The organism is Stenotrophomonas sp. GD03654 (assembly GCF_029845105.1).
GTDB classification, from domain to species: domain Bacteria; phylum Pseudomonadota; class Gammaproteobacteria; order Xanthomonadales; family Xanthomonadaceae; genus Stenotrophomonas; species Stenotrophomonas africana.
Genome location: NZ_JAOCLC010000008.1, coordinates 26,029 through 39,329 on the forward strand (window position 1 = coordinate 26,029; position 13,301 = coordinate 39,329).

Annotated in this window: 19 protein-coding genes; 5 read left to right on the forward strand and 14 right to left on the reverse strand. The window is 61.9% G+C overall.

Annotated features, from left to right (window positions below; genetic code table 11):
- Positions 1–10 precede the first annotated feature (10 nt).
- The 4 genes from N5J73_RS05065 to N5J73_RS05080 form a co-directional block, all read right to left on the reverse strand.
- Complete coding sequence (locus tag N5J73_RS05065; RefSeq protein WP_251467247.1) at positions 11–508, reverse strand: hypothetical protein; 498 nt, start codon at positions 506–508, stop codon at positions 11–13.
- Positions 509–802: 294 nt separating this feature from the next.
- Positions 803–1,285, reverse strand: coding sequence for an ABC transporter permease (locus N5J73_RS05070; RefSeq protein WP_164078566.1), 483 nt, complete (start codon positions 1,283–1,285; stop codon positions 803–805).
- A gap of 59 nt (positions 1,286–1,344) precedes the next feature.
- Positions 1,345–1,707, reverse strand: a complete 363-nt coding sequence (locus N5J73_RS05075) for a hypothetical protein (protein WP_100459681.1) — start codon at positions 1,705–1,707, stop codon at positions 1,345–1,347.
- Positions 1,704–2,576: a hypothetical protein gene (locus tag N5J73_RS05080; protein WP_071227544.1), complete on the reverse strand. Its 873-nt coding sequence runs from the start codon at positions 2,574–2,576 to the stop codon at positions 1,704–1,706. The genes N5J73_RS05075 and N5J73_RS05080 overlap by 4 nt, the downstream gene beginning before the upstream one ends.
- 158 nt (positions 2,577–2,734) lie before the next feature.
- Between N5J73_RS05080 and N5J73_RS05085 the strand changes: the two genes are divergently transcribed.
- Together N5J73_RS05085 and N5J73_RS05090 are read left to right on the forward strand one after the other, a co-directional pair.
- Entirely contained in the window at positions 2,735–3,085 is a 351-nt protein-coding gene (locus N5J73_RS05085; RefSeq protein ID WP_081352250.1) for a helix-turn-helix transcriptional regulator, read from the forward strand.
- A gap of 96 nt (positions 3,086–3,181) precedes the next feature.
- Positions 3,182–3,478, forward strand: coding sequence for a hypothetical protein (locus N5J73_RS05090; protein ID WP_138927472.1), 297 nt, complete (start codon positions 3,182–3,184; stop codon positions 3,476–3,478).
- Here N5J73_RS05090 and N5J73_RS05095 read toward each other — a convergent pair.
- Together N5J73_RS05095 and N5J73_RS05100 are read right to left on the reverse strand one after the other, a co-directional pair.
- Positions 3,475–4,263 carry a hypothetical protein gene (locus N5J73_RS05095; protein ID WP_071227540.1) on the reverse strand — a complete coding sequence of 263 codons (789 nt, stop codon included), beginning with the start codon at positions 4,261–4,263 and terminating at the stop codon, positions 3,475–3,477. The genes N5J73_RS05090 and N5J73_RS05095 overlap by 4 nt on opposite strands.
- Positions 4,260–4,961 carry a hypothetical protein gene (locus tag N5J73_RS05100; RefSeq protein WP_071227539.1) on the reverse strand — a complete coding sequence of 234 codons (702 nt, stop codon included), beginning with the start codon at positions 4,959–4,961 and terminating at the stop codon, positions 4,260–4,262. The genes N5J73_RS05095 and N5J73_RS05100 overlap by 4 nt, the downstream gene beginning before the upstream one ends.
- A gap of 175 nt (positions 4,962–5,136) precedes the next feature.
- Between N5J73_RS05100 and N5J73_RS05105 the strand changes: the two genes are divergently transcribed.
- A complete protein-coding gene (locus N5J73_RS05105) occupies positions 5,137–6,243 on the forward strand; it encodes a hypothetical protein (RefSeq protein WP_164078567.1) in 1,107 nt (368 codons plus the stop codon).
- A 144-nt stretch (positions 6,244–6,387) separates the two neighbouring features.
- On the opposite strand, the gene N5J73_RS05110 is transcribed toward N5J73_RS05105, so the two are convergent.
- From N5J73_RS05110 to N5J73_RS05125, 4 genes are all read right to left on the reverse strand, one after another.
- Complete coding sequence (locus tag N5J73_RS05110) at positions 6,388–6,573, reverse strand: hypothetical protein (RefSeq protein ID WP_071227537.1); 186 nt, start codon at positions 6,571–6,573, stop codon at positions 6,388–6,390.
- Positions 6,570–6,758 (reverse strand): hypothetical protein, encoded by a 189-nt coding sequence (locus N5J73_RS05115; protein WP_049396657.1) that lies wholly within the window; start codon positions 6,756–6,758, stop codon positions 6,570–6,572. Before N5J73_RS05115 ends, N5J73_RS05110 begins: the two co-directional genes overlap by 4 nt.
- Positions 6,739–7,107 carry a hypothetical protein gene (locus tag N5J73_RS05120; RefSeq protein WP_071227536.1) on the reverse strand — a complete coding sequence of 123 codons (369 nt, stop codon included), beginning with the start codon at positions 7,105–7,107 and terminating at the stop codon, positions 6,739–6,741. Before N5J73_RS05120 ends, N5J73_RS05115 begins: the two co-directional genes overlap by 20 nt.
- Before the next feature lie 223 nt (positions 7,108–7,330).
- Positions 7,331–7,498 carry a hypothetical protein gene (locus tag N5J73_RS05125; protein WP_153643641.1) on the reverse strand — a complete coding sequence of 56 codons (168 nt, stop codon included), beginning with the start codon at positions 7,496–7,498 and terminating at the stop codon, positions 7,331–7,333.
- Between the two features lie 241 nt (positions 7,499–7,739).
- Here N5J73_RS05125 and N5J73_RS05130 point away from each other — a divergent pair, with 241 nt between their 5' ends.
- On the forward strand, positions 7,740–9,185 hold the full coding sequence (locus N5J73_RS05130) for an EAL domain-containing protein (protein WP_049430810.1): 1,446 nt from the start codon (positions 7,740–7,742) through the stop codon (positions 9,183–9,185).
- Between the two features lie 477 nt (positions 9,186–9,662).
- Here the strand turns inward: N5J73_RS05130 and N5J73_RS05135 are convergent, their stop codons facing one another.
- From N5J73_RS05135 to N5J73_RS05145, 3 genes are all read right to left on the reverse strand, one after another.
- A complete protein-coding gene (locus N5J73_RS05135) occupies positions 9,663–9,869 on the reverse strand; it encodes a hypothetical protein (protein WP_153643642.1) in 207 nt (68 codons plus the stop codon).
- 564 nt (positions 9,870–10,433) lie between these two features.
- The gene (locus tag N5J73_RS05140; protein ID WP_032971128.1) at positions 10,434–11,048 is read right to left on the reverse strand and encodes a hypothetical protein; all 615 of its coding nucleotides are present in this window, start codon (positions 11,046–11,048) and stop codon (positions 10,434–10,436) included.
- 48 nt (positions 11,049–11,096) lie between these two features.
- The gene (locus N5J73_RS05145; protein WP_164078568.1) at positions 11,097–11,330 is read right to left on the reverse strand and encodes a hypothetical protein; all 234 of its coding nucleotides are present in this window, start codon (positions 11,328–11,330) and stop codon (positions 11,097–11,099) included.
- Positions 11,331–12,379: 1,049 nt separating this feature from the next.
- Here N5J73_RS05145 and N5J73_RS05150 point away from each other — a divergent pair.
- Positions 12,380–12,901 carry a response regulator gene (locus tag N5J73_RS05150; RefSeq protein WP_061478936.1) on the forward strand — a complete coding sequence of 174 codons (522 nt, stop codon included), beginning with the start codon at positions 12,380–12,382 and terminating at the stop codon, positions 12,899–12,901.
- Here N5J73_RS05150 and N5J73_RS05155 read toward each other — a convergent pair.
- Positions 12,865–13,290 (reverse strand): response regulator, encoded by a 426-nt coding sequence (locus N5J73_RS05155; RefSeq protein WP_164078569.1) that lies wholly within the window; start codon positions 13,288–13,290, stop codon positions 12,865–12,867. The genes N5J73_RS05150 and N5J73_RS05155 overlap by 37 nt on opposite strands.
- Between the last annotated feature and the right edge of the window lie 11 nt (positions 13,291–13,301).

The window sequence follows — 13,301 nt, forward strand, 5'->3', positions numbered from 1 at the left end:
TGATCAGCGGTTACAGGCGCACGCGCTGACGGGGAGCCTCGAGAACAGCCGCCGGAGCTTCGCTGTGCGCCTCTTGCCGTGGGTTCCAGACCTGCCCGCCGATGACCATGCTCGGACCGCCTGCGGCAGGAAGGACCTGCGAAAGCCTGGCTTGCTTCGCTGCGGCGTTGATCGCACGCACGGTGCCCTCTTCCATGCCTTTGGCTTCGTAGATCACCTGCCCCTCCAGGTGATCCCCCGCTTCGTCCACAAGGGCGGCAAGGGTTCGGCCGAACTTTGACTTTGGCCCTTGGTTGCGAGCATCGACGTCCCAACGCTCGATCACTTCGAACGCCTTCTCGTGACGGTGGCCAGACTTGTTGAGCTCGCCAAGCGCCGCTTCAGCGTCCTTCACATCGAAGCGAATGGCGGAGAGTTTCACCGGGTGCGCGTAGCCACCGCCACTCGATGCCGATTGCGTGATGGCGACCGCTTGGTTTCCGTCGCTGACGATGTGATGAATTTTCATGTCGATTTCCTTGATGGTTTTCGGAAGGCGCGATTGCCCATCCACAACTTCAAGGTAGATCGCCCCATGATTTTGCCCACTGCTTGAGTGGACAAAACTTTGACTAAAAGCAAAAACTGCGGAGCTAAAGCCGCAGTTATTCCTAACATCACTTCTCGCGCCGAAGGCGTCATCTGCTCTTTTCCCACCACCGCGTTTACAGAAGCCGGCGCGAAGCGACCGGCGGTGGCTCTGGGCTTTGTTCTTTGAAAAAAAAGGCCCCCTCGCGGGGGCCCCAAAGGACATGGACTGATCTTACAGGCTGGTGGAGCGCCAGAGCTTGCCTGCGATGCCACCCACGATCAGCGCCACGGGCATGAGCGCCGTCAGAACCATCGGGGGCACAGAGGTGAAGAAGTTTCGCTCACCCTCTTCCAGGCCCGGGTAGAGCAAACCCACGGCAACGCTGGCCAACTGCAGGGCAACGACGAAGAGCAAGCCCACCAGGGCTCCCTTTCCAAAGCCCCCTTTGCCCGGCGAAACCGGGAGCCCGCTGGCCCTAGCCGCGCGCACACGGGCCGCTCGCCAGTTCAACACGTAAAGCATGGACAACAGGAGCAGCACGGCTGCCCCACCAGCGGCTGCCAGGCCGGCCTGCCAGCCGTAGCCCACGTTCTGGCCGATCTCTTGGGCCCCGGCAAGAAACAGCAAGCCCGCACCACCCAGGATGACGGTGGCCGGTGCCAGCAAGCCCCACTGCATGTGACCGCCGGGGGTGTGGTGAGCGTTGTAAGACATGGGACCTCCTTGAAGTGGTGTTCCCTCAATGCATAGTGCGATTCCGCGCCTTGGCAAGGTCAGCCCTTCTTTTGGGCTCCAACCGGCACCCAGCCGGTGGGCTGCTTCTCAAAGACGAAGTCGTAAGCCGACGGCACGGGAACGGGATCGGGCTTCAACTGCTGCCCGCCCTGGAACCCGACCACGTCCAACGTTCCACCGGTCACGCACGTGGCCCGCTGGGGACCAGTGGAGGTGCAATCCGCGGTGAGGTCTTTCCAACCCCGGACCTCGATTCGTTGGCCCATTTCGCTAGAGAGGTTGGCATTGGCATGCGCCTCGTAAGCGTGGGCGACTTGTTCAACGGTGGGAAAATCCGCCTTGCTGCTGCAGGCAGCCAGCCCTGCGGTGATCAGGGTGAGGGAAACGAGGGTTGCTTTCATGCCGGAGCTCCTTGCGTTTTGGTCAAATCAACGTCAATCGTTTCGTCGCGGTATCCGAGCCGAACCCTCTCTATCGTCACGTCCATCTTCGGCACCGTGCCGTCCACCCAAACCCGGTTGACGGAGAACACCACCAGGTCGTCTCGGTAGCTGCGACCTTGTCGCGCCAGGTTGGCGGCCTCTTGGGCATTCATTCGGATCAGAAGGTGGAAGCGGCCGGCGTTGGGTGGGCTGGACACACCACCGGCGGTGCGGTGGACCCACGGCACAAAGCCGTTGCCGGTGACGCTTTGCCCAGCCGCGGACACCTGAGGCATGGGGATGAATCCCTCCAGCACCCCACGGTCGGCTCGGTAGGCGACATCGCCCAAGGCTTGGAAGGTGGGACGAATGGCAAACCGCCGGATGCCCTTGAAGCGTTCCTGGCGCGCATCGAAAGCCGGCCCATATCGGCGCTCGATGGCAGCCGGATCATTGCCCGAGACACCGTTGGCGCCGTGGGCCTTCGTGTCCATCAGCCACCATTGCCTTAGGCACCACTGGCGCTTGTCGGCGTCGATCCGATAGGCCGAATGGGCCATCGCCAGCAGCTGCATGTCGCAGGTGTCCACGCCCCCGCCCCCGACAGCCGTCACCCCGACCCGCAGGTGCTGAGCCCCTTCCAAGTCGTCCTGATCCAGATCCCAATAGGTCCCTGCCGGCTCAAGGTAGGGGCTTCTCGCCCTGTCGCTCACCACCTTGGGCGCGCCTTGGATGGCTCGGCCGATCTGGCGAAGCAGATCCGATCCAGCCCCCGATTGCGCCTGCGCTCCAGCCGCCGCAGTCAGGGCAAACGCCCCGGTCAGCACGGCCCTTTTAACTCCCTTCATGGAACCCCCTGTTCCCACCGATAGATTTGGGATCTTGCAGCCAACTTACGTGCCACGTAGAGTCTACCCGGGACGTAGCCTCTGGGTCATCCTGTCCGCATGCCTGCATTGCATCCGTTCAGCCCGTGACCGCCGCCCCGCCCGTTCCCCGAACCGTGGTGGCCGCGCGCCTGCGCCAAGCCCGCGTCCTCCGGGGCTTGAGCCAACGCGAAGTCGGAGTGAGGATGGGGATGGACAAGGACACGGCGTCGGCACGCATCTCTCGGTATGAATCAGAGGGCATGTCGATCAGCTTGGAAGCCCTCTTCGAGCTGGCCCAAGCCTTGGAGGTGCCCCCGGCCTATCTCTTGGCAACCAGCCCGGCGATGGCCGATGCGATCTTGGCTTTGGGGGAGCAGAGCGCGGCTCAGCAGGAACGTTTTGCCGAACTGCTGGGCAAACTTGGCGAACTGTCCGAAAAAAAGCGCAACGCGCTCATCGAGCAGCTGTTGCCGCCCGGCAAGGATTAGGGCGTCGGCGAACAAGGACGAATCGACCCCATGTGGACATGGATCACCCACCTCTGCCGCCGCAATAGGACGGAGCCCACCCGGTCCGCCGTTGCCATGGCCACGCTGATCGAACTAAACATGCTAGAGCTCAACGCAGCGGAGGCCCGCAGCCGCGTTGCACTGAACCCACCGGGGCATGAAGCAGCACTTCTTGAGAGATTCAAGGCATCGGCCCAGCTGATCCTCAACGAAAAGCCTCCATTCGACGCCGCAGACTCAACCTGGGAATCCCTTGGTCAGAAGGCACGCCGCCTAAACCGAGGATTCGCAGACCTCCGATTGCAACTCTCCCCGCCAGCGATCGTTGGTGGGGATACAGAGCCGCGCGACAATGTGCGTCCGGTCCTTTAAGGCGGCCAGGCCAGCTCTTCCATGCGAGCTTTCCTCCGTTGCATGTAGTGCAGCATTCCGCTGGCGCACTGCTCAACAACGGGGCTTTCCTCAAAGGCCCCAACCCCAACCGCTGTCAGTGCTGCAATGACGCACAAGTTGGTTGTGGCCACCGCGTTGACGGTGGTCTGAAAAAGAATGGCTGCCGGCACGTGCGCCCCGATCTGCCCATTGGGATCTTGATACATAACCCGAATGGCCTTCGCGCCATGAACCAGTCCGCAAAGAGGATCCCACGAATTGGTCACCGTCCGAGCCAGCTTCTGAGGCCCATCGTCCTGCCCGATGCGTGCAATGGCCTGCTCCACGTCTGCGGCCAAGTCTTTGAGGGCAATAGCCACCCACTTTCCTTTCTCGTTCTTCTTTCGGGGGCCGCGATCTTCCTGGAGAAAGTCCTCCAGCTGTTCGTCGTCGGCAAGGAACTGGACAAACACCGCCCGCAGGAATTGCTCAATCTGGGAGCGGTGCATTGCCAAGGCCACCGCTGGAAGATCGACGGGATGGGTCTCTAGGAGGAACAGCAACGCACGCCCGTAGTCCATTGACGCCCGCAACAGCTGGAAGGTCACCCGATGGCGCTCACTGCCGGCGGGAACAGTGATGCGGGCCATGCAGGACATGTTCGATTCCAGGCTGGCCTTGGCCTCTCTGGCCTCCTGTGCGATGTCCAACGCCGTGGGCTGCCGCGTGGCAGCACGCGGCTCCAGCGCATCGCGGATCGCATCCTTCAACGAATTGTGCGTCATATCCTTTGCCCTTCATTCGCGTATTTCAAAAGATGCCTCAGAGCTGCGGCACGATCTTCCCAGCAATCTACGTTCCAAGATGGATGGTAGACCCAAGTCATCCACGCCCCCCCGTTGCCATAATCGAGAGACCATACGTGGCGCTCCTCCAGATAGCGCCGCCTCCTGCCCTCTGAGTTTGCATGGCGAGCCTGGAAGGTAGGCTGGTCCGACCGCTTCCCGTGATCGAACATTCGCCAAGCGGTGCGGCCGAGCACCAGAATCACCTCTGGCCGGAGCAGAGGGAGGATCACCTCTACCAACAACTTCCCGCCTTGACTGAAGTCGGTTCCTGACGGACGGTGTCCAGCTCTCGTGCCGGCAAAGCGCTGGGACAAGTTGCAAAATGCAACGTGCTGCCAGGCGTGGGCGGCATCCACAACATTTGGGCTGCTTTGACCAGTCAGCAGGCGATCCAGCTCATCAAAGAACTTGCCACCACCTTTCCTGTTGCAAGTCTGCATGTCGCCAAACGTTTCACGGGTGAAAGGACGAGTGACGACGGGGTCGTCGGTCCACCCAGCCTCCCGGTAGTGGGACTCGCCCAGTAGCAAGACGCGGCGCCCTTCAACTCCCTTCCAGTAGCCGCGGCCGACGTAGGGCACGAAGACCACCTCAGCCGGCCACGCTTCCATGTTCAACTCAGCCGGATCATCCATGCCATTGACCTTCGTATGATGGTGTCAGGCTACTCCACACCGTGCTGCCATGCAGCTATTGCACGCCATCCCATGCCATCCCATTTTTCCGCCACATTTAGCCGACAAAAAGCTCTTGCATACCGCTCGCACGTGCTTTAACTGTATGGGCCTTCAAGGATCATGCGGAGGCCCCATGACAACTCACCACGGCTGGCAGGCGTGCCGCGCATGCCATGCACCAGGACTTGATGTGCGTGTAGAGGGAGGCTGGCACCTCCGTGCCAATCCCGGCTACTGGGGAACCAGCGTCCCTAAAACCTTGGTCCTGGGGTTTTCCAAGGGGGCCACCCAAATTGCCGCCGCCCAACACGGGAGCTTCGATGGGGTCGCCTTCGCGGGTGCTATGCGCCCTCGCCTCGCAGCTGTATTGCACGAGCTTGGGATCGATCTGGGTGGGCAATCGATCAACGACGCCCTGACCGCCGAAAGCCGCCACATGGGCGCCGCCTCCTTGGTGCGCTGCGGGTTGTCGGTGATGGACAACGGCAAGCTGGTCAGCAGTGGCACCATCATGCCCAAGGCCATTCGTTCGTCGTTGCCTTTGGAAGCCATGAAAACATGCGTGGCACGCCACCTGGACCCGTTGCCTGACAGTGTGGAGCGCGTGGTCTTGTTGGGGACCACCGATGCCTACATGAAGGGGGTCAAGGCGCTCATGCGCCAGCAATTCAACGACTTCCAAGAAATCAACGAGGTAGCCTTCAGCGCCCAAGGCCGGACATGGGTGTTTGCGTCGCACCCCAGCCCGGCCAACGGGACCTTTCAAGCCTGGATCGACGGTGACACCGCCACCGAACCGGGCCGCAAGAAGCAGCTGGCGCGCCAAGCGTTGGGTCACAAGGCCCCAGCGCAGCCCCTTTCAGCTCCGCCTCGCCCGGCACCGGCACCGGCACCGGCACCGGCACCGATCCAGCGTGCCACGCCGCCTGACCCGATTTCACCAGCTAGGGCGTCCAACGGCGACCGTTTTGCCCGAGCCTTCCACCTGGTTCGCCACGATGGAAGGGTGATCGTCCCGGTGCGGATGAGGGACCGAGACACGGGAAACGTGGCGTTCCGGGTGGCCAAGATGGGCAACACCAAGGATGGCCAGCGCGAGATCCACGACGAAGCTGAGTTGTTGCGCTTGTGCGAGAGCGGGCAATACCAGGTGCGCGCCCAACCATTGGACAAGTCCACGCCGGCCAACTTTATTCGGCCGCTGCTCAACCACCGGATCGTGAAGCGCCCTGCCTATTGATCGCCGCACGGCGTGCCAAGCCCTCGCAGAGCAACAAGCGAACCATTTCGCTGGCATGCAGCCCCTCCCGGGCTGCCGCCTGTTCCAGCCGATCTTTCAGCTGCCGTGGCACGCGAACGGCCATCTGCACATAAGGTGGCCGGCTCACGTGGACAGCCTCGCCAGGGTGAGCACCCACGCCAACGCCAAACCGGCCAGAATTTGGGCCCGCAAGCGGTAGCGCTCACGAAGCGCCCCGCTGGCGTGCCGGGCGTTGACCCAATGGATACCGGCCACGGCCAGGAACGCTGCAGCCAACATGGCGGCCAGCATCGCGCCCACGGTGGTCATGCCAGCGCTCCGGCCATGGTGGCCAGGACGAACCACTGTCCAGCGATGAGGCCGTAGCCGATGAGCAATCCCTCCAAGCCCGCCCAACGTTGGCCCGGGGTGCGCAGCAGCGCCGCGCTGTCGTTGAGCAAGGACCACCCGGAGAGGATGGACAGCCACTCAAAATCAATGGTCGTAGCGGTCATAGATCGAGCCCTCCCCTCCAGCGGAATTGATGGTCGAGGGCAACATGACCTCCTCGTTTTTCACGCGTCCGAACACGCTGGCAAAAACATCCATGAGCTTGGTGCTTTGCGCCGCGTCCAGTTCGGCCTGGCGCGCATACTCGTCCAACCCCGACGGGAACACCTGGCGTGCGCCGTTGACGGCCCCGCGCAACCCGCTGGCGTTGGGCATGTTCGCCCCAAAGGTGCGGTTCCACGTGTCGGAAAACCGGTCCAAGCCGTCCATGCCCATGAACAGCAATCGCGCCAGCACCAGGGCAACCACGACGTTGACGACAAGCCGCTTCGTCAGTCTGAATCCAATGAACATCTCTCCCCCTTTGCATTTCGTTGGTCGGTGTCAGACGCACGCATCACGAACGTCATACATCTGGGATACACCGACACGCGAAACCCACAAGGGGGTTATTTTGACTAAAGCTAAAAATTGGGAGAAAAGCCCGATCACGCTGCAGGCGCGGCTGCACTTGCCCGTCAGCCGGCGCTCGACTGGGGCAATGCTTTGAATGGTCCGAGTGACCAAATTGGCAGGGCTAAATCGGGCCCAAGTCTTTGACCACCGCCTGGCCAGGCTTCAAAAAGCCCAATAGCAACCGTCCGCCAGCGACGGTCCGCCCCATGCTGGCGTTGAGGTATCGAGCCTGGAGCTGCGCTGCCACCAGCAGGTCCTGGGTGGCCATGCTGGCGATCGCCGGGCTCACGGCCTATTGCTGTACAGTTCAGACGCAGATGCATGGTTGTTCGATCGAGGCTTGCAAGCCAGTGGAGCTGGGGCTGAAGTTCATGGAAAGCTTGCCGATAAATCTGTAACAAGGTAAATGAGGCGAGAAGCCAAGCGAAGCGATGGCGCGTTTCAGATCGGGGGTTGCTTTGAGCGTTCGAGAAAATCGGCGTCGCTACGTCTTGACCGTAATAGGAGCCACGGCGGTGTGCCTCTTGGCGATGCTCGCGGTCGCCCAAGCCATCCTCTACGTGCGTGACAAGGAAGGGGCGGAGGCAGTGGCGGAAGCCGCGGTGACGCGCGCGGAGGCCATATCTCGTAACCGGCGCGTAGCGGCCGAACAAGCCTCTCGCATCGGACAGCCGCCTTGCTCCGACACCGACATCGACTCACTAAAGGAGATCGCGTTCCGCTCCATCTACATGAGCGACATCGGTCGCATCCGAGACGGACGCCTTGTCTGCAGCGCTCTCTGGGGGCGCTCGCGCCCCTACACCCTCCCCGCCCCACGCTTCTCCAGCGGCGCTGTCCGGCTTTGGCACGCGTCGGATCTCGTTGGCTCCCCCTACACCGGGTCCAATCTGATCGCCCAAGGCGACACGTTCACCGTGTCCTCCCCGTCTGCCTTCGAGAGCTTGGACCCTGCGCGCAGCAGCTCCATCAGCATCGAAACGAAGGACCGATCGTTTACATTCCGCACCTTGTCCCCGACCAGCCGCGTCGGCACCCCGTCTCTCGTCCAAGCTCAACATTGCAGCCGGGTGGCCGACGTTTGCGCGTTCGTTACCAGCCCTAGGCACGTGGTGTCCGAACTGCCCTCGGCGTTGCTCACCACCATCCTGGCAGCGGGTGCCTCGGTAGGGCTGTTGCTCGCGTTCTTGCTGATCAAACACCAAATCACGGCTCGGCAAACCATCCAGCAACGGTTGGTGCTTGCACTGAAGCGCAGCGAGATCGAACTGGCCTACCAGCCACTGCGTCGAATTGGCACGCGGGAGCTCGTGGGATTTGAAGCGCTCAGCCGCTGGCGCCCGCCGGGAGACGATGAAATCCCGCCGGCCATCTTCGTGCCCATTGCCCACCGATTCGGCCTGAGTCCTGATCTTTTTCGATACGTGCTGGCCCGTGCCATGAATGATCTCGCCCCCGCGCTGAGGGAGCATAGGAACCTCTACGTAAGCATCAATGCCGAGCCCGTGGACATGGCCCAAGAGTGCGTCGTTCGCTACATCGGCAGCGTCACCAACGATTTTGGCGTGTTGCCAGAGCAAATTCGCATCGAGATCACCGAGCGGGAAGAACTCGTGTCCGCTGCCGCAAAGAGCAACATGCAGGCCCTCTCAGTTCTGGGATACCGGTTCTTGATCGACGACTTCGGGACCGGCAGCGCCAACTTCTCCCACCTCGCCCAATCGCCATTTCGAGGAATCAAGATCGATCGCATGTTCGTGGCCGCTATCAACGAGGACTCCCCCCTGCGGCCCGTTTTGCCAGGGATGTATCGCATCGCACGTGAGCTTGGGCTGGATGTCATCGCAGAAGGCGTCGAATCAGAGGCGCAAGATTTGCTGCTCTACCGGATTGCTCCAGAGGCTATTGGCCAAGGGTGGCACTATGGCTGCCCTCTCTCAACCAAAGACGCGCTTGCCGCCATCCAAGTTGGGTAGCCCTCGCGCACGGGTCGACCCGAGCGCGTTCACTGGCGCTTGACGTTCGCCCTAGCAAGATGTCCGTGCGTCCGATGGACGCGACAATCGTGAAAATTTCCGCTATGGCGCTGACCCCAGTTGGCGCCGCCGAACCCAACGGGGTGACTCCCCCTCCCCTAGGTGACGCCCCGGCAGTTCAGGGCATCGTCGTGATCGGCCCCCCTAGCAGGCGGCCTCTTTAGGGCAACGCGCGACACACACCCTCAGCAGTGGTCGCAACCGACTGGCCGCCGGTCTGGCCTTTTGCTGGTTAACGAACTGGCTCAGGGCTTTCCAACAGCGCCGCTCGGTTACTTCCCTGTGCCTAAGGCTGTCGCCGTGCAGCCCGCCTCTTTATCATGCTCCTGCGACGGCAATAGAGGGATCGGACAGCGGTATCTGGCGTGCGGACTGCGCGGACGACCCCGTAGATGAATTCTTCAGAATCCAATTGTCTCATCTGGTTCCGGTGGGGTTGTCGCGGTGCATCATATGCATTCCGCTCTGTTCAGCTTTTTGTTCATCTTCATGCCCAACATTGGACGTTTCTTCATCGATCAGATTGAGGGTGTGCGGCGGGCCGACGGCTCGCTCTTGCAGGTCACGCGGATCAGTTGCGCTTGTCTGGAATGCGGCCGCCAACTGCGATTGGTTCCAGGGCATGGCCTGCTGGACTTGGACGGCGCCGCCGTGCTCACTTGCCCGCTCTGTGACAACCGCTAGGCGGTGGCACGCGCGAGGTTGGAAAAGCTTTGCCCCCAACCTAACCACCCGCGCATGGCGAGTCTTGATTGAAGAGTGGACCGCTGTGTGCTGGCCCGAAAGGGCCGATTGACGGTGCAGTCAAGCGGAACGCTCACCGGTTTCCAACGCTTGAGCTTGGGGCCACCCTGCTGCCAGACCGCGATTCGGTGGCCAGCCAATGGAGGAGGGGTATGCACAAGGCTGAGACGGAGGCGTTGGTCAAGTTGGAGCTCCGCCTGAGCGAGTGCGAGAGGCGCCTGCCCAACGCTGAGGGCGAAACCAATGCCTTGGAGTATGCGGTCAGGGCTTTGGTGGCCAGTTCTGCCAATCCCACCGCGGTGCGCCTTGCATGGGCCCACCTGATGCCCATGATCGTCGACATCCATGTGCCTCCCCAGCCAACGCTCCAATGCGGACTTTCTGCTTGGCTTGCGTCATGGACTGAGGTCCGTGGCCGAGCAAATCGACGCTTTGCCCTGCCCCCTAGAGACCTCCCAGATCGAGAACGGTTGCTTGGCCCTTTGAGAGAATTGCTGCCAACAGACGACCGCCCGCTAATGGCCGCTCGCTGTCGCCATTGAGGTAAGCGGCTTGCAAGCGTCCTGCTGCCATCAACTCCGCCCGTCCCATGCCTGCTGGCTGATTCCGCAAGGGCTCTCCTGGCGACGCCAAGCCTCCCACCAGCGCTTGGACCACGGCGGGACGGCCATCTTCGGACTTTGCATAAGCGGTGGCAACCATGCGCTGGGCGTGCGCCGACCAGCCGCCCAAAACCAACTCGGTGTGCATAGCGCTGATGGGTATGCCAGCGGCTGCCGCCGCGCTCACGTAGTTTGGCCAGAGGCGATCAATCACGCCGCCAAGCTCGCCGGACAGCCGCTCTATCGTGAAGTCTGCTCGAAAACTGGCTTGGAGACAGAGCTCGTAGATTCTTAGGAAGAACTGGGCCGACCCACGCGTGGCCAAGACGGCGTTGTGCTGAGGCAGCAGAAGCAACTTGGCGCCCTCTGAGTGCGCCCCGGTTTGAGCATCTTGCGCAAGGGTATCGACGGTCACAGCCAAGTGATCGGCACTCAGCAACACGTTCAAAATGCTCATCTGCCGTCCTTGGGATCCATTCAGTCGATTGAACCTTCCAAAGCCAATTCAGCCATTGGGGTTGTTGAGAATCTCAGACGCAATCCGCTCTCCCGCGTCCAACGCATGGAGGCACGACGACGCTTTGATGCTCAAATCCGAGCGCCCTCCCACGCCGTGGACCTCGACAGCGAGAAGAACCCAACGGCTTTCACTGAGCCGCCAGATCTCGGAGGTGTAAACGTGCTCTCCCAGCGACAAGGTGACCCGTTCTAAATCTTTGCCCGGCTTGGAAGTACCCATGGCCCTCGAACCCTGACTGTTCAAAAGCAGTGTGCACGCGAACGCCGCTGGCCTCAACTGATCGCCTTCCTGCGACGCGGGGAGTCACACTCAAGCGAAATGCCCCCCGATGGATCAGACCCAGTCCTCATTGGATGCCGGCGATGTGACCGTGACCTGCCCAACCTGGGGTGGCCGTCATGGCGTTGAAAGGGCGGGACATAGTGAGGGGGCCGCGCCCACCGCGTTCGGGGCATCTCCGGCCGACTCCACCGCTGAAATGGGCCCGATCTGCAGCAGAGCCAAGGCCGCCAAGCACGCCTGCCGACTGGCGAACGTCTCCCGGGGAGCCATCAAAACATGCCCGCGTGGCGCCACCAGCCGCCAGCGCCAACCTTCCGCCCCGGTGATCCCGGCCCAAAATCCCACCCGGTGGTATACCTCAACGTACATAGCTGCCTTGCGTGATCAATCTGCGATGCTAGCGCGATCGAACCGAGCTCGGCCTATCTTCCGGCCGGGCGTTTAACTCGTCTTTTGAACAACGCGCTCAGGCGTGCGTCGCTAGAGCCTGCTCCGGCCCCGGGACGCCCCGGCTCACAGGCTCATCCAGCAGGTTTGAGCCCCCAGGACGTCCGGGAAGAGACCGCAACAATTGACTCACCCTGTGGACGCTTCCTCCCCTACCCCCCTCCGCACCCAGCACGTAGAGAACCCGCCCCTCAAACTGGGCGGATACCAGCTCAAGCCCCTCCACGTCTGCCAACTTCTTCGTCAGAAGAGCTCGCCACGACGCGGGCGGTTCGGATTCAAATTCGACGATCACCGCGGTATCACCGCACTCCAGCGGCATGATTTCGACGCGAAGGGCGTGGGGCGACGCTGCCGGCAAATCGGGGGCGGATCGGGCCATAGTGGGAGTGTCCAGGCGGGAGGGGTGGGGATTGAGTATCCAGCCCTCGCGGCAAAACCGCGTCAAGGCGCGACGGCGCCCTCGCCTTCCCGTGATTGCCGTCATCACAGGGATGCACCAGCGCTTTACTCCCAGTCCTGCATGATTCCTCGAATTTTTGATCAACCAGGTTTGCTATGACTGCCTCTCGTACCCTCGCATCCTTCTTGTAGAGCACGACGTCGCCATCCGCGAATCGATGCAGGACGTTCTCAAAGACAGCGGCTATGACATCACTGCGGTCGGAGACGCTGAAGCGGCTGTGGAGCGCTTGGCGCAGCAACCCGCCTTCGATCTCCTCATCTCCGACGTGGGCCTGCCGGGGATGAACGGGCACGATCTCGCCAAGCACGCCATGGCACGCCACCCTTCCGTGACGGTCCTGCTGGTCACCGGTCACGGGGGCGTTTCCGGCGCAGACCCACACTTCCTCGAAAACGACGTTATGCTGCTCAAGAAGCTTTCACGCTGCTGGAGTTGCTGGGAACGGTTCGTTCGACGCTTTGACGGCTTCCAGCAACAACTCGGTCACTCTTCTTTCCAACTCCCCCGCGGCGAACGGCTTGGTGAGTATCTCCATGCCAGACTCAAGCTGGCCGGCTCCTACCGCGACGCTTGCTGCATAGCCGGTGATGAATAACACCGGCGTGTCGGACGGCGCTGCCGGCCCGCGTCCGCCACCTGCCGCCCATTGAGCGAGCCCGTCAGGCCCACGTCCGTAATCAGCAAATCAAAGTGCTTTTCGCTGGCATGCACAGTGAGGGCGTCGCTGCCGTTTGCAGCCGCCTTCACGCGGTGGCCCAAACTGCTCAGCACCTCTTTCACCAGCGTGCGCATGGCGGTCTCGTCTTCTACCAGAAGGACCGAGCGACCAGGCGACGCTGGGGGAAGCGCGGGCGTTTCCTGGATTCGGTCATCGGTATCAGCCGTGCTTTGCGGCAAATAAAGGTGCATCGTGGTTCCCACCCCAGGGATGGAGTCAACCGCCACCTGACCGCCGGATTGGCGCGTGAATACGTAGATCGGCAAGCCCCACCCCG